At 55.8% G+C, this 22,795-nt stretch carries 17 protein-coding genes and 1 pseudogene; 9 read left to right on the top strand and 9 right to left on the bottom strand.

Annotation, left to right across the window (positions count from 1 at the left end; translation table 11 throughout):
- Positions 1–33 precede the first annotated feature (33 nt).
- Together OLX72_RS20460 and OLX72_RS20455 are read left to right on the top strand one after the other, a co-directional pair.
- On the top strand, positions 34–1,347 hold the full coding sequence (locus OLX72_RS20460) for a TolB family protein (protein WP_433989481.1): 1,314 nt from the start codon (positions 34–36) through the stop codon (positions 1,345–1,347).
- 668 nt (positions 1,348–2,015) lie between these two features.
- Positions 2,016–3,326 (top strand): adenylate/guanylate cyclase domain-containing protein, encoded by a 1,311-nt coding sequence (locus OLX72_RS20455; RefSeq protein ID WP_114870421.1) that lies wholly within the window; start codon positions 2,016–2,018, stop codon positions 3,324–3,326.
- A 791-nt stretch (positions 3,327–4,117) separates the two neighbouring features.
- Here OLX72_RS20455 and OLX72_RS20450 read toward each other — a convergent pair.
- A complete protein-coding gene (locus OLX72_RS20450; RefSeq protein WP_433989480.1) occupies positions 4,118–5,476 on the bottom strand; it encodes a hypothetical protein in 1,359 nt (452 codons plus the stop codon).
- A 147-nt stretch (positions 5,477–5,623) separates the two neighbouring features.
- Here OLX72_RS20450 and OLX72_RS20445 point away from each other — a divergent pair, with 147 nt between their 5' ends.
- Both OLX72_RS20445 and OLX72_RS20440 read left to right on the top strand, forming a co-directional pair.
- Entirely contained in the window at positions 5,624–6,844 is a 1,221-nt protein-coding gene (locus tag OLX72_RS20445; RefSeq protein ID WP_433989479.1) for a glycosyltransferase family 4 protein, read from the top strand.
- Positions 6,841–8,277 carry a lipopolysaccharide biosynthesis protein gene (locus OLX72_RS20440; protein ID WP_433989478.1) on the top strand — a complete coding sequence of 479 codons (1,437 nt, stop codon included), beginning with the start codon at positions 6,841–6,843 and terminating at the stop codon, positions 8,275–8,277. The genes OLX72_RS20445 and OLX72_RS20440 overlap by 4 nt, the downstream gene beginning before the upstream one ends.
- A gap of 14 nt (positions 8,278–8,291) precedes the next feature.
- Here OLX72_RS20440 and OLX72_RS20435 read toward each other — a convergent pair whose 3' ends face one another.
- The 4 genes from OLX72_RS20435 to OLX72_RS20420 all read right to left on the bottom strand — a co-directional run bounded on the left by OLX72_RS20435 (position 8,292) and on the right by OLX72_RS20420 (position 12,487).
- Positions 8,292–8,975 carry a sulfotransferase gene (locus tag OLX72_RS20435; protein WP_433989477.1) on the bottom strand — a complete coding sequence of 228 codons (684 nt, stop codon included), beginning with the start codon at positions 8,973–8,975 and terminating at the stop codon, positions 8,292–8,294.
- A 249-nt stretch (positions 8,976–9,224) separates the two neighbouring features.
- Positions 9,225–10,217 (bottom strand): glycosyltransferase, encoded by a 993-nt coding sequence (locus OLX72_RS20430; protein WP_433989476.1) that lies wholly within the window; start codon positions 10,215–10,217, stop codon positions 9,225–9,227.
- A 6-nt stretch (positions 10,218–10,223) separates the two neighbouring features.
- Positions 10,224–11,252 carry a Gfo/Idh/MocA family protein gene (locus tag OLX72_RS20425; RefSeq protein ID WP_433989475.1) on the bottom strand — a complete coding sequence of 343 codons (1,029 nt, stop codon included), beginning with the start codon at positions 11,250–11,252 and terminating at the stop codon, positions 10,224–10,226.
- A 2-nt stretch (positions 11,253–11,254) separates the two neighbouring features.
- Positions 11,255–12,487: a glycosyltransferase family 4 protein gene (locus OLX72_RS20420; RefSeq protein WP_433989474.1), complete on the bottom strand. Its 1,233-nt coding sequence runs from the start codon at positions 12,485–12,487 to the stop codon at positions 11,255–11,257.
- Positions 12,488–12,706: 219 nt separating this feature from the next.
- Here OLX72_RS20420 and OLX72_RS20415 point away from each other — a divergent pair, with 219 nt between their 5' ends.
- A complete protein-coding gene (locus tag OLX72_RS20415; RefSeq protein WP_433989473.1) occupies positions 12,707–14,203 on the top strand; it encodes an NAD(P)/FAD-dependent oxidoreductase in 1,497 nt (498 codons plus the stop codon).
- A gap of 125 nt (positions 14,204–14,328) precedes the next feature.
- A pseudogene (locus OLX72_RS20410) lies at positions 14,329–15,055 on the top strand (IS630 family transposase); the annotation flags it as partial.
- Between the two features lie 29 nt (positions 15,056–15,084).
- Here OLX72_RS20410 and OLX72_RS20405 read toward each other — a convergent pair.
- The 4 genes from OLX72_RS20405 to OLX72_RS20390 all read right to left on the bottom strand — a co-directional run bounded on the left by OLX72_RS20405 (position 15,085) and on the right by OLX72_RS20390 (position 19,962).
- A complete protein-coding gene (locus OLX72_RS20405; protein ID WP_433989472.1) occupies positions 15,085–16,065 on the bottom strand; it encodes a glycosyltransferase family 2 protein in 981 nt (326 codons plus the stop codon).
- The gene (locus OLX72_RS20400; protein WP_433989471.1) at positions 16,062–17,084 is read right to left on the bottom strand and encodes an NAD-dependent epimerase/dehydratase family protein; all 1,023 of its coding nucleotides are present in this window, start codon (positions 17,082–17,084) and stop codon (positions 16,062–16,064) included. Before OLX72_RS20400 ends, OLX72_RS20405 begins: the two co-directional genes overlap by 4 nt.
- 1,313 nt (positions 17,085–18,397) lie before the next feature.
- Positions 18,398–19,546, bottom strand: coding sequence for a recombinase family protein (locus tag OLX72_RS20395; protein WP_433989470.1), 1,149 nt, complete (start codon positions 19,544–19,546; stop codon positions 18,398–18,400).
- Positions 19,543–19,962, bottom strand: coding sequence for a DUF2924 domain-containing protein (locus OLX72_RS20390; protein WP_433989469.1), 420 nt, complete (start codon positions 19,960–19,962; stop codon positions 19,543–19,545). Before OLX72_RS20390 ends, OLX72_RS20395 begins: the two co-directional genes overlap by 4 nt.
- Positions 19,963–20,391: 429 nt before the next feature.
- Between OLX72_RS20390 and OLX72_RS20385 the strand changes: the two genes are divergently transcribed.
- From OLX72_RS20385 to OLX72_RS20375, 3 genes are read left to right on the top strand one after another with little or no spacing between them, the layout of a single operon-like run.
- Entirely contained in the window at positions 20,392–21,708 is a 1,317-nt protein-coding gene (locus OLX72_RS20385) for a DNA methyltransferase (RefSeq protein WP_433989468.1), read from the top strand.
- On the top strand, positions 21,705–22,115 hold the full coding sequence (locus tag OLX72_RS20380) for a DUF5681 domain-containing protein (protein WP_433989467.1): 411 nt from the start codon (positions 21,705–21,707) through the stop codon (positions 22,113–22,115). The genes OLX72_RS20385 and OLX72_RS20380 overlap by 4 nt, the downstream gene beginning before the upstream one ends.
- Positions 22,105–22,788 carry a hypothetical protein gene (locus OLX72_RS20375; protein ID WP_433989466.1) on the top strand — a complete coding sequence of 228 codons (684 nt, stop codon included), beginning with the start codon at positions 22,105–22,107 and terminating at the stop codon, positions 22,786–22,788. The genes OLX72_RS20380 and OLX72_RS20375 overlap by 11 nt, the downstream gene beginning before the upstream one ends.
- Positions 22,789–22,795 lie beyond the last annotated feature (7 nt).

Here is a 22,795-nt window from a genome sequence, read left to right as displayed (position 1 = left end):
ATTCGATCGTACAAAGACTCAAAGGGAGTAGAAATGCCGACACCTGTCAACGCAGGTCCAAAGGACTTTCGGTCTGGAGTGATTCCGATGATCGCAATTTTCTTCGTCACCTTGTTGCTCTTGTGTCTCAACGCTCCAGTAATAGCCGAAGAAGCCCCGATTGTTGACCCAAATCGCATTGTTGTAAGCTTGCTGCAAAACGGTCAATGGGACCTGCACACTTCCCGGTTCGACGGAACGAACCGCAAGCAACTTACGAACGACGATCTCCGCGAGATCAATCCTCTGTGGTCACCCAATGGTAAGTTCCTAGCATTTTCCCATGGTGTTCCCTTAGGCGCTGGAGTGTCCGTCGGTGGTGACGGGTTATTCGTCATCCGAGAAGATGGGTCTGGTCTGCGAACTATCTCAAGCGATCGGGTCATTGCCCCTAGCTTCAGTCCAGACAGTCGACTTGTTTCATATTTCACTGGGCAAGAGCCTTGGGTTTGGTTTTTCTGCAGTTACGAAAAGTTCGAACTTCACATCGTAGATATCGAGAGTGGTCGCGAGATCATACATGTTCCCAACCTCATTCACGCGACTTGGCTCAACGCCAACGGTACTGTGTTGTGGTTAGATCAAGAAGGAAATTTTGGTGTGACCGACCCAATCGGGGGAGAAACTCGTGCCCTCGCTGATCCGCCAGAAAGTGAATGGTCGGAGTGGCCTTTTTCGATGTGGCCGCTTGTGTCGTCGACGGATGGAAGTCACATCTACTGGCTGGCGACATCCATTGACCGTGATGTCAGTTCCTTTCGTCAAACTAATTCTGAGGGAGGAGAAATCCGTGAACTTTTTGCGTTACCATCGGGACTGGCACGACTCTTGATCAGTGATTACTGGGGTTGCTATGCACCGCGCCGGCTTGTTGCTGATTGGTCCCCATCCGGTTCAAAATTGCTGCTAACAAAACTCGCGCCAATGACTCCACAGACCGAGTTTCCAAATTCGGATCTATTGAACTATGAAATTGGTATGTTCAACCTTTCTATTGTCGAAATTACTGAAACAGAGACATCCGCTAAGGATATTCCATACACAACCCTGTTGGTCCAGCCTGTTCATTTAGAAGGAAAGCGGTCGGTAGCAAAGACGAGGGAAGAGTTGGGTGGAGAGATACGGGAGTCCACAATAGGAATTGCCGACGCCTATTGGTCTCCTGATGGAAAGAGCATTATTTACGCGATAGAGTGGGGAGGGAAATGGAGTCTGCTGTCCTATGAAATTGAAACAGGCCGGAAAACCCACCTGTTCCCTCAAATTGATCCAAGTAATATCGCCTTTTTGGGTTGCTGTGGTTGGTAGATGTTCCATCCGGATGATCATATAGACTCTCGCCGCTGGGCCTTGTTTGTGGCAAGATCGATCCTGGCGGAATTCTGGGACGGGTGATTTCAATCTTCGCGAAGGGCCCATAGTCGAGCCGCTTTTGTTCAGGTATTATCGCTGACGCTCTCATGCGGCTATGCGCCTTAACAGACATTGGAGCAGTTTGCAGCGACTGGACGCTATCCGCCCTTACTGTCGAATGCTGCGGATTTCATGTAGGTCTTGATTGGGCTGATTGTGTTGAAAAACTCGAAAAAACCGCCCTCTTATTTTTCTGTCAATTTCCGTTGCGTTGGAAAAGTTGGCCCTATTTGAGTGTCGATGGTTGTTAGAGACGCGCACATCGCCAAAGCTCTGATTTGGTTGAGCCCCCAGCCAAAATCTTCAAATGGCGCTCTATGGCGAAGCTTTTCACCATTTCTTACAGAAAACAGAGTTTTTCACACAATCGGCTCGATCCGGACCTTCGCCGCGCATCGCATCAAGGTCTGCAACGCGGGACGAGCCGCCCCGCGCGCTTTTCAACATAAACTGAATATCTGACTTTTATTTGGATGAAAGGTTCATCCACGTGAGCGTTGCGAGAAATCTAGCGCCGTCATAGTCTGCCCGTGCTAAAGGAGTTGTCCCAAGGAGGGACGCGCATGATGCCAAAAACGCAATATACCAAGAGCGACGATGTGCATATCGCATATCAGGTTTATGGACAGGGGCCGAAAAACCTTGTTTTGGTACCCGGCTTCATTTCACAGATCGAAACATATTGGGAGGAACCCAATTTTGCGAAGTGGCTGAAGCGCTTAGGTCAATTCGCTAAGGTGGCAATGTTCGACAAGCGAGGCACGGGCCTGTCTGACCGCGGTGTAGCTGTTCCCGACATGGACAAAAGAATGGACGACATCCGCGCGATCATGGACGCGGCTAGCATGGAAACAGCCTTTGTTATGGGCATCTCCGAAGGGGGCTCTCTCGCCTCGGTGTTCGCGGCATATCAAGCACAACGGTGCGAGGGTTTGATATTGTATGGCGCCTTTGCCCGCTTTGAATCTTGGTTCCCAAGCGATGAGGCGTTGAGCCAGTTGTTTGACTATGCAGAAGAACACTGGGGGAGCGGCGCAGCACTACCGCTCTTCTGTCCAGAGACTGGAAATGATCCCGCATTTCAGGAGTGGTGGGGAAAGTACGAAAGAACTGGAGCCTCGCCACGCGATCTGATCGAAATCATGAAAGTTAACAGTCAGATCGACATCACCGACATCCTTCCATCCATCAAGGCTCCAACGCTTGTGTTGCACAAGACTGAGGATGCGCTGATTGATATCGAAGGCGGAAGAACGCTGGCGCAGATGATCCCGGGTGCTCAGCTATGCGAGTTTTCTGGCAGGGATCATTTTGCATTCATGGGAAATGAGCGAGACGAGATTCTCGGAGAAATTGAGGCCTTCGTGACGGGTTCTAAACCCAAACCGGTCTTCAATCGCGTTTTGGCAGCAGTGGTATTCACAGATATCGTTGACTCAACCTCATTGGCCCAACAACTCGGCGATGACGCATGGCATTCAACACTCGAAAAACATAACAGTATTATTCGTGAGCAATTTCGTCAGTTTCGTGGGCAGGAAGTTAAATCATTGGGCGATGGTTTCCTCGCAACCTTTGACGGTCCAGGACGTGCAATCCACTGTGCGAAAGCAATAGGCGATGCTTTATCCAATTTGGATTTGAAAGTACGCATTGGTGTCCACACGGGTGAAGTTGAAATTTCGGCAAATGATGTGCGCGGAATCGCTGTAAACATAGCCGCGCGCATAGCTGAATTAGGTGGAGGCGGCGACATTGTCGTTTCTCGAACGGTGAAAGATTTAGTTGCTGGCTCAGGTCTTGATTTTGAAAGTCTTGGGTCGAGAGAACTAAAGGGCCTTCCAGAAGCATGGCATGTCTACAAAGCTATGTAATAGCGATTTTGGAAGGTTCCCCTTGGGCTCAAAGCGGAAGTTCACAGGTTTTTGGCGAGTGTCTGCTGTGTCGCGTCAAGCCGCCGTTGGCGACTGGAAATTCGAAACTTTGGTTCCGAATGGCTGCTTTCACCGGCACCAGACGTTCGCTGCACTCTGTATTTATGACCGCCTTGCGGACTTTCCAGACCTTCGACCAAGGGACTTGAAAGAGTGCAAACGGGCCTAAGCGGATGAGGTGGGTGGCTCCTGCTTCACCGGCATCGAATGTGCCAAAGTGCAGTTGTCATGAACTGCTAGGAAAGCAGCCACCCAATGACAGTAAAGACCGTAGGCATTGATCTGGCCAAGGATGTTCTTCAAGTGTACGGTATTTCGGAGAGCGGCCGTGTGATTTTCAATTTTCGAACCTGAGCATCCGGACTGCGCCAATAAATCAAGATATGCTTGAAAAGATTAGATCTTTCTTCGATGCGCTTGCCTCATTTCATCCGATCCATGGCGATCGAACCCAGAACGATCTGGGCCGGATTACACAAGCCTCAATTGAAGGTTGTCGACTTGTTTACATCCACCAAAAGTTTATGGCCACAAATGGCCCTCAGCCCGGCGCGATTTGATCTCCGGTTCAAACTTGTATCGGTTCGGTTTGCGGGACAACTTGAAGTCTTAAGCTGATTCGTGGGCATCCGACGACACGCGCTGAATATCACCTGAACGCCAGCCCAGCCAAAGCGTCTTGCAGGCCGCATGTACGGGTTATACGCCTTCCTCGCATGCCTTGGGTGCTGTCACCGAGGACCTCCCCGAGAAAACAGCGAGGGCACCATCAAAACCGCCATAAGCGACAGCAGCCAGATGACACGTGATTGATAACGCTCCACCGGAGCGCTCAGCCCCCCAAAGATAACCGCATTCGCCAGCAGTCCGGATAGGACGATCAGAAGCGTGCCGCCATGCCTGCGGCGTACACGCGGGAAACAAAGACAGCCGAGGCAGATTGCTGCACTTATGGCCGACGTCCACATGACCAGAGTATCGTATCGTTGCAAGGCACGCAAAGCCGGCGCATCTGGCGGCAACCTTTCGATTCCAAACTCCTCGGTCGCAAGCCTCCCGGAGATATTTCCGGTTCCGATCTTGACGCTCTGCTTTGCAGCGTTTCCAAGCAGCGACGTAGTTTGCGCGATCGGATAGGCCCTGAAGGCGCGCCACAGGATGGTGAACTCTTCTTCTCGAATTTGTGCCATTTGCTCTCGCGAAAGCTTGCTGATCCCGTCCTCGTCCCAAAGGAAACTGCCCACATACGCCGGGATATCGTCGCCGAAGGCATCGCAGAAGGCGAGATTGGCTTCCGGACAGGCCTCGGTGAGGTACCATAAGGCCGGCCCGTCCTCCAAGGAGCGCGCGAGAAGGATCGGAAGCCTGAGTGGGGTCGCGCTCGGGTTGTCAAGAACAGCACTGCTTGCGGCAAGGTTCAGAAGTGGCGCAAAGACGACCGGCAGCAATGCGGCGAAACCCAGCGCGGGCGTAAGCGACCCTCTGACCATCAGACAGAGTAGTGCAACTGCCGTTACCCCGGCCATGAGAGGCGGATAGCCATAATGAAAGCTCACGGCCAATGCCGAGAGCGCCGCAAAAAACCAACGTTGCCAGCCAGTCGTTGCGGAAAGGGGGCCAATGAGCAGGATCCCGAACAGAATTGGCACGGCTGCGAAAATGTCGGGCATCAGGTAAACGACGAACCACGGGAGCGTCGTGGCAGTTGCAAGGGCGATCAGCCCAAGGAAAAGAACAAGTGGTCGTCGAAGCAACGCGTCATCGATCAGAGCGAAAATGAAAAGCGAGACAAAAAGACCCTGAGTAAACGACACCAGCCCGTAGCCGCCTATGGCGTGCAGCGCATAGACCCCAGCTGAATAGGTGAAAGACCGCCCGACGGTCGATTTGTTTTCAGCATCTGCGACCAGAGTGGTTGCAGCCTCAGACGGCGCGGCCATGCTCCCACCACTGGTTGCTGTTGCGGGCTTGCCAAAGAGATCAAAAAATGTTTGCCATATGGAGCCGCCACCCCGAAAATATGAAGCTGTGTCAGCGAATACAAAAACAGCGTCGAAAAGCCAAATCGGCCAACACAGCAAAACTGCCAAAAGGACGGCCGCGGCAAATTTTGGCCACGTCAACAATTGAGGCGTTGAAAATCTGATGAGAGCGACCTCCGAAATAGATTACGTCCCTGCGTCCATGTACCTGCATCGGGCCTCAAGTTCCAGACCCCTTGCCTTAGGAGTGAATTGATGTCCCGTCCGCGCTTACTTTTTGTGTCGCGCGCGATGCCATGGCCGCTGCATGGAGGCGCTCGTATCAGAGACTACAATATGCTGCAGGCTCTCTGTGCCGAGTTCGAAGTGGATTTGCTGACCGTTGGGGAAAGCAACGCGCGCATCGACAGGTTGTGTGACCGGATCATTTTACCCACACGCCACTACGGGGATGAGACGGCTTTGTTGTCACTCGAACGCTGGGTCTTTGCCTGTTTCGAAAGCTTGAAAAGCCGCGATCCGCTTTGGCTGACATCAAAGACCAACGGAAAGCTGCGGCAGGCCATGCGCGGTGCCGCCAACAGCGGCGAATACGCCGCCGTGCACGCGTCGGAACTCAGTTCAGCGGCGACACTGGTCGGCCACACGAAAACACCAGTGGTTTATGATGCACACAACTGCGAATGGAAGCTGCTGGCACGAGCCCTCGACAAGTCATCAGGCGCGATGCGCATGGTGCTCAAGCGCGAAGTCCCACGCTTGCGTGCCACGGAACGAAGTACGGTCATGGGCAGTCAAATGCTCCTGCTACCCTCCCAGAGCGACCTTGAAGATCTTGAAGAACTTGCCGATCAGCCCCTGCCAAATGGCCATGTGATGCCGAGCGCTATTGATCTGGAGTTGTACGCGGAAGCGCGCAGGCGAGAACCGGAGCCCTACACGATACTCGTCCCAGGCAAATTCGACTGGCGCCCGAACGCGATGGGTCTGGAGTGGTTTGTGAAAGAGGTCCTGCCGCGTCTACGCGAAAAGCTTGCAGGCACTGCGTTCAAAGTAATTGTGGCGGGGCGTCTGACGGAGCAGGGCCGGTCTCGGCTTGCCGAAGTGCCGGAGATTGAAGCGGTGCGCAACCCTCATGATATGGTCGGTTACTTTGCGCGGGCCACCGTGGTCGCGGTTCCGGTTCTTGTCAGCAGCGGCACGCGTCTGCGGATGGCCGAAGCGATGGCTTGTGAAAAACCCATTGTTGCTACCACGCCCGGCGCTGCAGGTCTTGAGCCCGGCCCTGGACGTCCTTGGCTTACGGCAGACGAAACAGAGGACTTTGCTCAGGCGCTGAGTGACATTCTGCGCAACGATGACCTGCGGCATGATCTTGCTTCGGACGCTTGGAACCGTGTGCAGGAGCTTGACTGGAGGCGTATGGTTGGGCCGCTCACGGCCGCATACACCGAGTTGCTGGACGGCGGAAAGTGACAGCGGCCAACAAAACATATCTCGCCGGGGCGGCGGCCGTTGGTTTGTCCTCGGCTCTCGGTGCAGGTGCAGGCTTTGTTTCGTTGTTTCTCCTTACTCGGATCCTGACCAAGGAGGACGTCGGCGGCTACGCGTTCGCCTTCAGCCTGCTGCAACTACTTAGTTTCATCACGATCTGGGGCAGCGACAGATACATTTTGCTCAACGTGGCTCAGTATCCGCCGCAACAGGGTGTCCTACTAGAGGTGCGGCTTGCCCTGCGTTTGGCATTGATCGCAAGTCTTGCGGCTTTCGGAACTGGCATTGGTTTGTGGGTTGCGGCTGATGCGCTCGTCGCTGCAGGTGCCATTGAAACGGCTGCATTTTGGGTGCCCGCGCTTGCTTTCGCGCTGGTGCCGATGTCGGCGTCGACCATCTTCATCGCCTGGTTTCGGGCAAATCACCGGGCCGCCCTATCGAGCCTTATGTACGGTTTAACGGACGTGTCCCGTGCCATTCTATTCGCTTGCATCTTTCTCCTTGGGGCGGGATCGAAAGCCATCGCCGCAGTGGTGGTCTTGTCGAGCTTTACCCCGCTTTTGGCTTTGGGCCTTGTGGCGCGCGGGCAAGCTCATGCGGATCTCTGCTCAACAGAAAACCCCACGAAAACGCGTCCGCTCTTCAATGTTCTAGGAAAACTGGCGACTTATGGCCTGAGGATTTTCGACATCATTCTGGTTGGCATGTTTTCCGATGCAGAGACCACGGCGATCTATGCGGTGGCGGCGCGGTTGGCTGTGTTCTGCGCGTTGGGGTCCGAGGCGATGCAACCGTCGTTCGCGCCGCGTGCCAGAGGTCACATCGTACGGGGAGATGCAACGCAATCGCAGCTAGAGCTTCACCGTGCCCGTGCCGCAGCACTATTGTTGACGTTGACGGTCGCAGGATGCCTGACGCTCGTGGGGCCAATGCTACTGGGCCTCTTCGGTGGATTTGAGGCGTCTTTTGCGCCACTGCTCGTTTTGATGGCAGGTTATGTGCTGGCGTCGGGCGCGGGACTGCTGATTTCAATGCTTTCCATGTCCGAAGAAATTGTCGCGTCCACCATGATCCGGCTTGCCGCGCTTGGCGTTTTCTTCGCCACAGCAGTGCCGCTCATCCAATGGCACGGCGCGTCCGGGGCAGCCGCCGCTTTTGCGGTTGCGCAATTGGCGGTGATCAGTAGCACGGTCGTCTTCTCGCGGGCAAAGCTGGGGTTTTGGGCGCTCGACATCGTGTCGGGGTCTATCACATGCATGGCAACTGCGGTGCTATTTCTCGCTGCAGCTGGCCATCTTTCGAGCCTTGCCGCGGGCGTTTTGGTGCTGGCCGCAATACCTGTTCTGCTCGTAGCCGACAGTCATGCGCGCGTGTTGCCAGGCGCCGCGTTGCGCGCGTTGCGCGGGCAGTCTTGAAGGAATGATCCGGCTCAGTCCAAGGGGCAGTGTTGCGCGTAGCGGTTCAGGAATGCCACGCTGTCGATCAATTGGCGGACTCGTGCGACGTCCGCCCGAGACCACTCTGACGCACTGAAACTGCGTTTCGGTTTCTCAAAGCAGAGAGCCGCGCAAGCAGCGACATAGTCTGACTCCGGCGCAAGTCCTAGAAACCGAATAATCGCCGCAATTTCCCGCTGCGGGTCATGTAAGTGCGCTTCATGCGCAACGGAATGCACACGCTGCGCACCGAGGCGGTCGATAACCACCTGCTGAGCATGCATCGAGTTTTCCACGAGCCCGATCGCTGCGCTGATGTCGGTTGGCCCGCGCCCGCTCTCCCTGGCGCGCCGCACGACGGACGAAACCACATCGAAAGGGTTGCGGTAGACGTGGACGATGCGCACCGGGACCTGCAAAGTGTCTTCGATATGATCGGCAAGCCATGGCCGCCGAAGAAGCCGCTTGGTGTCCGCGCTGCCATTCTTGTCGCCAAGAACCCTCAGATATCGATGCCGCCCCTGCCATTGGCCTTCAACCGTGTATTTGTAGCCCCCGTTCCGGGTGCGACCTGTCAGGCGACCGGTGTTGAAAGGGGAGGCTCCCACAGTGCTCCAAGAGTATCGCCGCAATTTTGTTTTTTGAAAAATTCCAGATGATATGGTCCATAATGCCATATTCGCTGCCAGTGGCCGCATCTGGACGCGCGTCTATGATAGCACCAAGAAGACTGTGACCGCTGCGTGCCGAAGCGAGGAAACTGCACCAGGCCTTCAGATGTAATAAATCCGGCGGTGCCTCGTGCAGGAGGTGTTTTGCGCGGCGACTGTCTTGCACCAACTGACGAACGATGGCCCCACGATAGTAGGCTGCCCAATAAAGCTGGCGTGCAGAATCGGGCGAGCGTTGCAAGAACGTGGCAGCGGTCACCCCATTGCCTCGGGCATCGCGTAAAGCGCCTTGCGGTCGCGCGCGTTGAGGTGTTGAGGGCGGTCCATCTCGAACACCGTTAGTCGTTGACGCACGTCTCCTTCGCCGACCAGATATCCTTGCACCTGCCCGATGGCGTCGAAGATCAGCCCAATCATCACTGCAGGGAAATGGGTGACTTCGCGAATTTCTGGGAAAACGGCGAATATGCTACTGCGTTCCCTTGCGTACCGCAAAAAGGGAATGGCTGGGCTCAAGGCCACATAAAGCGCGCGCTTGCCCAGCCCCCAGTTTCCCTCTCGTGCACGGTTGGCTGCATAGAGGCGTCCGACATCTGTGCGATGGGTAAAGGTCGAGCGCCAGTTTGAAGGATTGATATGACGCAGACGTGCTTCGTTCGTGAAATAAAGCTTGCCGCCGCTGTCGATAATATCCCGGATGATCTGCCCTTCGCGGTTGAACCCATCGACGGCGGTCTTTGCATCGAACTTCTCCAGCAAAGATTTCCGGAAAGACCCATTATGGTGACTGACCCAGTTGCTAGGCCCTGATGGTACTGAGACGCTCCAATATGAATAGGCCAGTGAAAAATTGGCCCAGCTCAACAGACTGTCGGGGTTCGCGTTAAAGACACCGGTTCCAACGACATCGGCGTCGGTCTTTTCGAAGGTGTCAACAATCTTCTCGGCCCATTCCGGATCCAGAAAGACATGATCCTCCACACACGCGACATAAGGTGTGCTCGCCTTAAATGCGAGGCAGGCGCTGGATCTGTCGACTGTGTCAATCTTGACCGTGTCATGGACCCTGTAATCGTCGACAGCATCAAGGTAAGGCCGAACGGACGCGACATCGGTGCCAGGATTGACCGCAAGGAGCAGAGTGATCCGGTCGGCAATGGTCTGAGCCGCAATGGAGGCCAGTGTGCGAGATATTGTCTCTACGCTGTAGCAGGTGGACAGGGCGATGGTTAGAATGGCGTCGGCCATGGAATGTCATTCCTCCAGATTGGCATTGTCACTTTCGGCGGTGCTCTTTGCAGCATGAATCGCAATTTCTAGTGCGCGCACACCGGCTTCGACCGGGATAAGGTTCTCGCGTTGGTTAGGCGAATTCGAAATGGTTTTATAGAAGTGATCGAGCGAGGCCGCAAAAGACGGCTCGTGCATGCGGCGCACATCTGCGGCGCGCAGAACCGCAGTCGCACGCTCCGCCGCTCTTTGCACGAGATGCATTCTGTGGCTTGGGGCCGAGACTTCCACATGCCTGCCATTGACCAGATCGACCTTCAGATGCGCAGTTTCGCCAAGCACCTCGATCTCGTTGCGGTTCTGGCCTGAAATCTGGCTGACCATCAGAGACGCCGGTTGTCCGGCTTCCAGCAGAAAGCCCAGCGATGCAGCACTGCCTACGTCCGATTGCTGTAGCCGCGCAGAGACCGATTCAATATCTATGTCGAGCCCAGTCACGAAAGGGATGAGATCGAGGTGATGTATGCCCAGATCCATGATTGCGTCTCCGCCTGCATCCGTCTGCGTCTTCCAGCTCTGCAGGTGGCGCGCTTCTGAACAGAAAATGCCGCGGATGCCTGTCACGGGACCTATGCCACCACTTTTGACGATGCGACGCGCCTCTCTGATGCTTGGATGCAAGCGAAAATTGTGCCCGACCATGGCGACACGATCGCTTTCGCGCAGCGCGTCTTGCAGCTGATGGGCCTCGGCCAAATGCACGGCAACCGGTTTTTCGATGTACACGTGAAGCCCATGTTCCAAAGCGCGCAGTCCGACACTGGCGTGGAACCGAGGAGGCGTGCAGATCACCAGGGCATCCATCGGTGCGATCTGAAGGGCACGGTCCAGGTCCGCTATTTGAACCGCACCAGGATGGTGCCGGCCCACAGCTGCTCGAGCATCTGGGTCGGGATCGATCACCGCCGTCACGGTCATTCTTTCATGCCGGGCCAGCACCGGTGCATGATGCGTCTGGGCAACACGGCCACATCCAACAAGTCCGACGCGCATTGCTACCCCCCTGCAAGTTTTCGGTTGCTGAACCTTTGATTTTTCTCCACAGCATCGCGGTGTTGCTCGCGAGCCAGTTTGTAGAAATCCATAATACGATCAGTATGGGACGCGCGTGAGAAATGTGTTTGCGCGCGGCGCCGACCGTTGGCCCCCAAAGCGCGGCATAGTTTTGCGTCCGACAGCAGGTGCATCAAAGCGGCGTACCATGCATCCGCGTCGCCGGGTGGCGCGATCAAACCAGTTTCCTCGTGACGAATAACTTCAGGCAATGCACCGGTATCTGACCCGAGTACGGCGGTTCCACGCATCATCGCCTCCAAGGAGACATTCCCGAAGGGTTCGTGCCACAGAGATGGGACAACCTGTACCCAAGCGGGTGCTAGTGCAACGTCCAGTTCATCCGCCGACAGATGTCCCATGAAGCTGATACGCCCGGCTGTCTGCGCCGCTCTTTCTCGCAGCGCCTTTTCCTCCGGGCCTGTGCCAAAAATCTGCAGTCGGGCTTCGGGCAATTCGCGGGAGATCCGCGCGAAGACGTCAATTAGGAACCCAACACCTTTTTCTCGAGAAAGCCGTCCCGCATATGAAACGGTCGGCTGTTGCGCGGGATTGGACTGAGGGCCGCGTTCATCCGCAGGATTGTGCAGAACTTCAACGTCAGGCCAGCCGCTTTCAGCGAAGAGCTGCTTGGCCTGGAGGCTGAGCACGATGGTCACGTCAATGGCTGACTGCCATCGCATCAGAAGCTTCTGCTGAAGCATAGCGGACATATGCGTTTTTGTGGAAATACAACCGCTTCGTCGACAGACTGTTCCCTGCACCACGGTACAAGGCGCGCCGTCAGGCCTGATTTTTAACCCGTTCGGGCAAATCTCTTTATAGGTGGGAACCTGAAGTACCACTGGCACGTTGCGTAAAAGCGGCAAGATTAGCGGCGAAAGCTGCCACAGAAAGGATCTTAGGTGGACGACATCGGGCGGCGTTGACTGCAGCTCCTTGCGCATGGCAGCCCAAGCCCACGGGTTGGCACTTTGCAAGGCGACTTGCGCAAGATCGGTGCGACCCGCACAGCTCCTGTCAGAAACCAACGGAAACCCGGGCAACAACTCTGCATTGGAAGACAGCAACCGGACGGCGCACCCCTTGTTGCGCAACGCATCACGCAGGGCCAGGACTTGTAACTCCGCCCCGCCATATGCACGGCCGTGATCATTAACCAAAAGAACCTTCATAATATCGAATCGTTCTCGTCAGACACCTAGAACTCAGTGGTAAACACATTACTGCTTAATGAGCGACAGTCAGCAAAAAGATAACACGTGATTTCTATATAGGTGCTAATAATTAACATGCATCACGCAAAATAGAGCATATTCGTTACTTTTTGTTTGAGTTCTGAAATAGTAAAGTGTCTTGGTGATTAACGGAAATTAATGAGTGGGTTGGTTTTTATGAACAATTCAGAAACAATCGTGTCTTTTCCAAGTGCGGATGGATTCCAATCCATCGCTGTTCTCGGGGGCGGCCCGGCCGGTTTGACGGCGGCCTACGAGTTGCAGAAACAACGACCGAACGCGGATTTGGTTGTTCTGGAAGCGTCTGCCATGTACGGAGGTATCGCGCGCACCGAATGCCATGACGGGTATCGTTTCGACATCGGTGGGCACCGGTTTTTCACGAAGTTGAGCGAAGTCGAGGACATGTGGCATGAGGTGCTGGGTGGCGATTTCATCACGGTTGAGCGGCGTAGCCGGATTTTTTACCGCGGGCAGTTCTTCGATTATCCGCTCAAGCTCTTTGATGCGCTGACAAAGATCGGCGCCTACGAATCGTTCCGTATTCTCCTGAGTTACATCAAGTGGCAAGTCCGTCCACACGAGACCGAAGACACCTTCGAGGAATGGGTGATGAACAGGTTCGGCGGCAGGCTCTACATGCACTTCTTCAAAAGCTACACTGAAAAGGTTTGGGGCATCCCGGCAAACACAATCCGGTCTGATTGGGCCGCGCAGCGAATAAAGAGCCTGACGCTGGCCAAGGCGGTATGGAACGCGCTCTCGGGCGCGAATGATACAGCATCTCTGATTGAAGAGTTTCAGTACCCAAGGCTTGGACCCGGGATGATGTGGGAACGCACGGCGGAGATCTTGGCCGCAGGTGGCGCGCGTCTTGATCTAAACGCACCCGTCAACCGGATCATGCGCAACGGAATGCGGGTGACCGGGGTTGAAATTCAAAAATGGTTGGAAGAAGAATCGATCGTCTCCGAAATGATATCGGCTGATTCGTTCATCAATTCCATTGCTCTGAAAGACGTCGTCGAGATGTTTGACCCCCCTGCTCCGCCAGAGGTTCTTGAAGCGGCACACAGCCTCAAGTACCGCGACTTCATGATTGTAACGCTTGTTCTCGACAATGCGGACCCGTTCCCGGACAACTGGATCTACGTGCACAGCCCCGATGTACGAGTGGGCCGCATTCAAAATTTCCGGGCGTGGTCCGCGGACATGCTACCCAACGACGACAAGGCATCCATTGGCATGGAGTATTTTTGCTACGAGAGCGATGACCTGTGGCAGATGGCCGACGCAGAGTTGATCGAATTTGCAGGGCGCGAGCTCGAGCGTATCAACTTGTCCAAAGCGTCATCGGTCGTAGGTGGTTATGTGATCCGTCAGCCCAAGGCCTACCCGGTCTATGATGAAGAGAGTAAGGTCGCGCTCGACATTGTTGCAGGGTGGCTGCGCCAGCTGGAGAATTTTCAGTGTGTCGGGCGCAACGGTCAACACCGCTATAACAACCAGGACCACTCCATGTTGTCAGCCATGTATGCTGTGCGCAATCTGTGCGGATCAGAATACGACATCTGGGACGTCAACGTTGATCGCTCATACCACGAGCAGATGGACGTACCGAAGCCTGTGGACAAACAGAACGTCGCGGGTTAGAGCGCCGTCCCTGAAATCTGAGTTGATGGGATTCCCACGAGGTTGGTTTTGTGATTCACCATTTTTGGAGGTGGATCATGGGCAAATCACTATCACTTGATGTTCGGGAACGCGTCGATGCAGAAGCGGACGTCACCATGCCGGAGCTGGTAGAGGCGCTGAAAACGGACCATGATCTTACGGCGACACCTGCCATGCTCTCGCGTCACCTGATCCACCGACTTGGGTTCACATATAAAAAAATCCCTGATCGCGACGGAGCGGCTGCGCAAACGGGTCCGGGCCGCGCGATACGAGTGGCAGCGTCAGCGCGTGCCGAGGATGCGCCTTGAGCCGCATAGGCTGGTCTTTATCGACGAAACCGCCGTTACCACAAAGATGACTCGCCTGCGGGGGCGATCACTGCGCGGAACCCGGCTGGAAGCTGATGCGCCCTTCGGCCACTGGCGCACCCAGACATTTATTGCAGGCTTGCGCATAGACGAACTCAGCGCACCCTGGGTGCTGGATGGCCCTATGAACCGCGCCGCGTTTGACGCTTATATCGAGACCCAATTGGCCCCGACACTGCAGCCGGGCGACGTGGTGATCGCCGATAATCTATCATCCCACAAATCCGCTCGCGCGCAGAGCCTGTTGAAGGCGCAGGGCAGCTGGATGCTCTTTCTGCCGCCTTACAGCCCAGACCTGAACCCGATTGAAATGGCCTACTCCGAGCTCAAGGCGCACTTGCGACGGCTCAAGGCGCGAACCTTCGACACTCTATTCCAATCTGTTGCACAGACCTGTGAACTCTTCCCACCAGACGAGTGCCGAAACCTCTTCAAGGCTGCCGGATATGTTGCAGATTAAATGGACGCCGCTCTAGCCTTTCGGCGGACCTAAAGGATCCCCAGCCTGACCGCGGCATACCCTAAGCCAGCGCAGGAGAAATGTACCCACAGCAGAAACAGTGCAGCCGGAAGCGTGAGCAGCCCGTCATGGTTTGCGACAAAGCGCAAGAAGCTCTTGTTGGCGATCGCAATAACCACCAGTCCGAAGCCAAAACCAACAAGGGCGAATGCAAGCGCAAAAGGCAGCAAACCGACTGATAAAAGGGATAGCCCTGCCGCGAGAACAGAGAATTTTCCTTTCCGCGAGACATTTAGCGTGTCTGGAAGGTCGCGCCCTGCAGGCGACCTCAAAAGCTTGGTCCATGGCACGGCACGGTGTAGCGTGTCCGTTCGTATTATGTCCCACAGGCTCCAATATTTTAGGTGCTGGCCTTCCATACGCGGCTCGAGAATAGTTGTGTGCCCGGCGTGATAAAGCCGTATGCCGAACTCAATGTCCTCCATCATCTTCTGTTCCGGATCGAATCCGCCAAGCTTTTCAAAAACAGAACGTCTCACTGCGCCCAGCCCGGTCCAGAAAGACGGCAAGGGGCCCGCCGCCTGATGCACATGATGATGCAACAAATTTCGCAACCGGCTAAAGGTCTCCGAGCGGGCGGGGGCATCGTCGTACGCTCCCACAACGGCGTCCGTATTGGCATCTTCGAAGGCGCGACGAATATGGTGTTGCACATCCGCGTGCACCACGACATCCGCATCGACAAATAGCAGAATATCGCCCGACGCCAGCCGAGCCGCGGCATTGCGGGCGCCTGCCGCGCCGAGGTTCTGATCAGAAAATTGAAGCCTAACCCCAAATGACCGCGCGACTGCTCGCGTGGCATCTTTAGAGGCGTCGTCGAAGACGATCACGTCATCCGGACCAAAGCCCGATGCCAAAAGACCCTCCAGCGACAGGGCAAGGTAGTGCTCCGCATTGTGTGCAGGCACGATCACGGTCACAGATAAGCCGTCCGCCGTATCTCTCATAGCAGGCCTTCGTTGCGATACCAGGCTGCTGTCCGCGCAACGGCCTCTTCCAAGGGTACAGGAGGCGGTGTATTCAGCATGTCGCGTGATTTGCCCAAGTCATATGAGGTTCCGTTGATATGGAAATCAAACTTCTGCCCTAACCGGGTCCACTTGTCTGCGGGCCGGTTTAAAACATCGTAGGCCTTTGCCACAGGCCGTAAAACCGGCCCAAGCCATGACCGACGCCGGACCGAGCCGCCGGTTTTCTCGGCGATCGTGTTCAGAAACTCCCAGAACGGAACCGCCGGGCTGCCGACCATGAAAATTGGAACGCTTAGATCAGCGTGTTCCATGGCCGCAATCAGGCCGTTCGCGATATCTTCGACGAAACTAACATGCTCCGTTTTCTTTCCGTCGCCGATGATCGTGAGATTATTCGAGGCGATCAGCTGAAAGACGGGCAACCAATTCCGATCGCGGGGACCGTAGACGTGTGTCGAGCGAGCGATCACCGTTGGCAGTTGCAGCGCTTTTGCGCGTTTTGCCAGTTTATGCTCGGCTTCCAGCCGCAATACCCGGTAGGGGCGGTCGGGGTCGGGTGCCGTTAATTCATTCCCCGACTGCGATTTTCGGCCAAGGACCCCGGCGCTGCTCACATGCAGAAACCGGCGGGCGCCACCCGCTGCTGCGGCTTCTAGCACATTTATCGGACCATCTACTGTTGTCCGACGGTCTCCCGCACGGTGAATGGCATGACCCTTTGCCGTTTGGCCATGGCGCTGCACTGCCAGATGATAAACGGTATCAAAGCCTGTTACCGCTCCGCGTAGGCTGTCGGCATCGCGTACATCGCCTTCAACAATGTTGGCGCCAAAGGCGCGGACAGCTTCCGATGTACTGCTCGAACGGGCAAGCACGGTAACGTTGTGGCCTTGGTCGCAGAGTTTTTCCACGAGAAAGTGCCCGATCAGACCGGTGCCGCCCGTCACTAGAATCTCCTGGGCGGGTGACGCTTCGGTGGTTGAAAATGAGGCCACGGCGCACCCTCGCATAAACAATATTTTACCGCTTACACTTCAGCTCATTTCGGGGTCTCTGCCAACAAAAATCTTGCACAATTGCAGGGTGCTCGATGAACAGTCTGTAACGGCGCCAAAGCCAAATGCCATTTGCGTCCACTGGGCACTACCGTGAAATTGGGGCGATGTTGTGTCCTATAAAATGCCATACAGCAGTGTGCTCGCCTTGGGCCGCCCGAAACCCTTCGCTGCCAACACATTGAATAGCCACTAAGGGCTCAAGGCAGTCATTCGCCGCGGAGCGCACCAAGGTCCGCTTTTCCGAATTCATCAATTTTCGGTCTTGTAAATCCAGAGCCTAGTATGCGGGTGCTGGCGTTACGCATGGCGCAGGAAACTAATGCCGGTGTCGGGTTGTTTGGGCGCATGATTCCGAAGCGAGAGTATCCGCAAGCCCGATTTCTTTGACGCAGGTGGCGACTCACCCAATCTCTAAGTTTTGTTGCAGTTTTTGGATATGGGAAAAGGTCGCACCAATTCCACCTTGCATATCAAAAGGCCACTACTACTTTAAATTGTGGCAGCGGCGTTTGTCGCGCACGAGTTTCCTGGGTTGGGGGCAGTGCACTGGAATACCCCACCGTATGTCCGGCCACTGAATTTGGCGAACGTTGCTACCACCCCATGAACCCCACTCAAAGGCTACTCGACGCGCCCAGGTGCGGCGCCAAGGCCAAGTACACTCGCTAGCGTTGCCGTTGCCCTGCCGCTACTGCCATTTGGCATAGGCGGTCTTGGCTTCATTGGTCGTCGTAAAAGTAAGTCACAAAAGAATGCCGCCTCATAGAGGTGATCCCTTTTGGCTTTGGCTTTGGCTGTGAAATGGGATAGGTGCTGGATATCGGCTGGCTGCAAAGCGTGGGTGCGACTGGCGTGCCTGAACCGACTATTCTCAACTTCAGCGTGGTATTTTATGTGGTATTAATCGATATGCAATAAGTTATTATTATATTTATCAAGTACTTAAGGCATAAGTATTGCGGACACGCCCTCCGCCAATTTCTATAAGCCCTTGTTATTAAATGGAAATTCCGATGTGGTCAACCTGCTGCGTAGTGTACTTTACACCACGCGGGACGCCGTGAGGGCGTTTGCATGAAGGACCGGAAGGCCATGAGATACATTGACCAGCCCAACCACACGAAAGTACACCACGCAGAATGCTCCATACGTGATTAATATCAACGACTTAGGTGCGATTTTGGGGCGGAGATAAAGTTTCCCACGCCCTCCGCCACCCACATAACTCATTGTAATTATGTGATAATTTCTCAAAATTGTGTCCGATTTCCCCGCGATTTTGCGGGATTTGAGTCGTGCTGAGACGGGATTTCTGCTGATTTTCGCGGGCATTTGCGTGGTTGTCTCAGTTGGCTGATTTGGACGGTGGGGTTTCCCGAGACCAGTCGGTTTGAGACATAGTAGCGATGACGACGATTGCCTTTCTTCGTGTGCGACGGTGTCAGGATGTCGCCGGTCTCGTCGCGGAGCTTGCCGAGCAGCGGCGCTTCGGCATTCAGGGCATGGGGGTGGGGGCCATTGGCTGTTTTGCTCCCGCGCTTGCGCATCGCCGTGGCTTCCAGCTTTGCCTGCACCCGGTCCCAAAGGGCCTGGTCGATGGTGGCAGCATGCAGGCCGGGGAACGATCTGTCCTTGTGCCGTATGCGCCCAAGATAGGTCGGATTGCGCAGAACGTGATAGATCTGGCCGCGACTGAAGGGGCGGTTGCCCTGTTCCCGACCGGTTGCGAAGACGTGGTGTTTGGAGCGCAGGCCTTCAACGTCCGCCTGTCGCGTCACCGCGTTGAGGCAACCCAGTTCCTGATAGAGGGCAAACAGCCGTCGCACCGTGACCGCCTCGCCTTCATTCAGGACCAGTTCCCGGCGGGTCCTGTCGGGATGCGGGTCATAGCCCAGCGGTGGCACACCCCCCATCCAGAGACCTTTCTTCTTGGAGGCGGCAATCTTGTCGCGAATACGTTCCGCGGTCACTTCCCGTTCGAACTGGGCAAAGGACAACAGCACATTCAAGGTGAGCCGCCCCATGGAGGATGAGGTGTTGAAGGCCTGGGTGACGGAGACAAAGGAACACCCGGCGGCGTCCAGCTGGTCCACCAGTTTTGCAAAATCGGCCAGGGATCGTGTGAGGCGATCGATCTTGTAGACCACCACCATGTCGATGCGGCCCGTCCCGATATCACTCAGCAACTGCTGCAGGGCCGGGCGCTCCAGGGTGCCGCCGGACTTGCCGCCATCATCATACCGGGTGTTGAGCTGCTTCCAGCCTTCATGCTTCTGGCTGGCGATATAGGCGACACAGGCCTCATGCTGCGCGTCCAGCGAATTGAAGTCTTGCTCCAGCCCGTCATCCGAGGATTTGCGGGTGTAGATGGCGCACCGGATCTTTGGGGCTTTGCTCATGTGCCCGCTCCTTTGGGTATCCCGAAAAAGCGTGGCCCGGACCAGTGGGCGCCGGTGATGGTGCGGGCAATCACCGACAGCGAGCGATAGGTCCGGCCCTTCCAGAAAAACCCGTCTTCGGACACATCCACAACATGGGTGGTGCCGTTCCATTCGCGCAACAGACGCGTGCCCGGCTTGAGGCCGGCCAGGGCCTTTGCGGCCGTCGTCGCGGCATCCGGCGATTTGTGCAGCTCTCTGGTCAGGGCCTTTGAACACCCGCCCCGGGTCTGCGCCTGGATCTCGAAAGCCAGAACCCGGCGCATGAAGGCCTGGCTCATGCGGGGTGAGGCGGATCGCGTTGTAATCTCCCGCCAGGCCACGCGCAGGGCGCAGCGGTCGAGATCATCGAGCTTTTGCAGTTCGGGTAGGAGCATGTGTCTTTCCTCGGCAGTGTGTTGCAAGGCAAATGGCCTGCTACTGCGAAAAGCCCGATCTTTGTCGGCCTCAAGGTCAGTGATGCGTGAACCGGGCGGACAGTCCAGTGCTAAGTCGAAACTGGCCGACAATCAGGGGTAATAGTGGCGCCGTCGCTCCTCAACATGCTGTAGCTTTAGTTTGGGTGGAACACAGCATGTAGATAAAAGGCTTTACGCGGGCTGCGCAATGTGACAGTGTCATGGTGCTCAAAGCGCAAGCTTCTGAGACAGGGCGGGATGCCCGCTATGGCTGATCAAGACGAGATGTCTGACATCAGGCGACAGAGGTAGAGAAATACTACTTCGAAAAAAGGACCGTTAAATTGTAACGCCTGCTGGGTGCGTCATTTGCGTGCTCTTGCGGTCCTGAACTTCGGAGTAATTCCAATGGTAAGAATACCTGTTTATGGCATCGTTAATGTCGATACTCTCACCCCTTCGGCGCGCAATGCGCGCACCCATGACAAGAAACAGATCCGGCAGATTGCCGACAGCATCAGAACCTTCGGGTTCACCAATCCGCTTCTGATCGACGAAGCAAATGGCGTGATCGCCGGGCATGGCCGTCTGGAGGCCGCCTTGCAACTGGGGTTGACGGAAGTTCCGGCCATCCGGATCACCCATCTGAGCGCGCCTGAACAACGGGCTCTGATGCTGGCGGATAACAAGATTGCGCTGAATGCCGGCTGGGATATGGAGTTGCTGGCGTCGGAGTTGGCGGATCTTTCGGAACTGGATCTGGACTTTGATCTGGAAATCACCGGGTTTGATGTCCCCGAGATTGATCTGATCCTTGAAGGCGTCAAGGCGGCCGAGGCCCCGGCAGATACTGTCGAGGAGCCTGATGCTTCGGGGCTGGCCATTTGCCAATCCGGCGATCTGTGGCTGTTGGGCAAGCATCGGGTGCTGTGTGGGGATGCGCGCAACGGAGAGGATTATGCGCGTCTCATGAACGGGAACGCGGCCGATCTCGGGTTTACCGATCCGCCCTACAATGTGCCGATCTCCGGTCATGTCTGCGGGAGTGGCAAAGTGCAACATCGCGAGTTTGCACATGCGTCCGGAGAAATGACCGAAACGGCATTTGAAGGCTTCCTCACGGACACCTTCCTACATTGCGCCACACATAGCCGTGACGGGGCGGTGTGGTTTGCCTGTATGGACTGGCGCCACGTCGGGGAAATCCGCGCGGCGGGACTGGCCGCGTTCGATCAATGGCTCAATATGTGCGTCTGGGCCAAGACCAATGGTGGCATGGGCAGTCTTTATCGATCGCAACACGAGCTGGTCTTCGTGTTCCGCAAGGGCACGGCCACGCATCGCAACAATGTGCAGTTGGGCAAGTTCGGGCGCAACCGCACCAATGTCTGGACCTATGCCGGGGTGAACACGTTCCGCAAGGGGCGGATGGAGGAACTGCGCTCCCATCCCACAGCCAAGCCGGTTGAGATGGTGAAGGATGCGATTCTGGATGTTTCCAGACGGGGAGACATCGTGCTGGATCCATTCTTGGGATCCGGGTCCACCCTGATCGCGGCAGAGCGCTGCGGACGCATCGCCTACGGTCTCGAAATTGATCCGGCCTATGTGGATGTGATCCTGCGCCGATGGCACCAGGAAACCGGCAAAGTTCCGGTTCGGGCTGGCGATCAAGTGTCGTTCCTGTCCCTTGAAGCAGCCTTTGCAGGGGAGGTGGTGCAATGAGCCGGGACGGGGACGACGACGACACGGTTGGCTACGGCAAGCCGCCAAAGAAAACCCGCTTCAAGGAGGGGTGTTCCGGCAACCCGAAGGGCCGCCCAAAGGGGAGCCGCAACTTTGACAAGGATCTTGATGATGTTCTTGGCTCGAAGATCACGGTCACCGAGAATGGTCGGAAAAAAAGTGTCTCGGCGCAGCTGGCAGCTCTCATGCGGCTCAGGGAAAAAGCCTTGAAAGGGGACGGACGGGCACTGAACCGCTTGCTTTCGATGGCGGATGAGCGATCTGCCGAAAGAGCGGCACATTCCAAAGAACGCAATCTGTATGCCAGTGAGGAAGATATCCTGCAGCGTTATGTTGAAAGTCTTGGCAGTGCGACCAACGGGGAGGATCAGGGCGATGGCGAATGATCTGAACCCGGTTGACGTCTTCAACGCCGTTTTGCGCCAGGATCTCTCGAGCTTCATCCAGCGGGTCTTTGCCACCGTTGATCCCAGCAGTGCCTATCAGCACAACTGGCATATCGATGCGATTGCACATCAATTGGAACGGATTGAACGGGGCGAGATCACGCGCCTGATCATCACCATGCCGCCGCGGTCATTGAAGTCGATTGCGGCCTCGGTGGCGTTCCCGGCCTGGCTTTTGGGCCGTAATCCGCGCAAGCGGGTTCTTGCAGTGTCTTATGCCGAGGGATTGTCAGAGAAACTGGCGATGGATTGTCTGAAGGTATTGGACTCGCCCTGGTACAAGGAGTGCTTTCCGGCCACGCGGATCGAACGGGGGCGTGCCGCGCGCAATGATTTTGAAACTTCAAAGGGTGGTGGACGTTTCTCGACCTCTGTGGGTGGCACATTAACGGGGCGGGGCGGGGATATCATCCTGATTGATGACCCGCACAAGCCCGAAGATATGAATTCGGAGGTCAAGCGCAACGCGGTGCTGGACTGGTATCGTTCAACTTTGCTCAGCCGTCTCAATGATCCCGGCAATGATCCAATCGTGCTGATCCAGCAGCGTGTGCACGAAGCGGATGGTTCTGTCAGAGCAAAATCACTTGAGGCGGGCAGGGCGGTTTTGTAGCCTCGTC

Origin of the sequence: Sulfitobacter sp. TBRI5, from assembly GCF_051013555.1 — a bacterium.
Taxonomy (GTDB): domain Bacteria; phylum Pseudomonadota; class Alphaproteobacteria; order Rhodobacterales; family Rhodobacteraceae; genus JL08.
The sequence above is the reverse complement of the archived record's forward strand: the minus strand, read 5'-3'. Positions and strand labels throughout refer to the sequence as shown.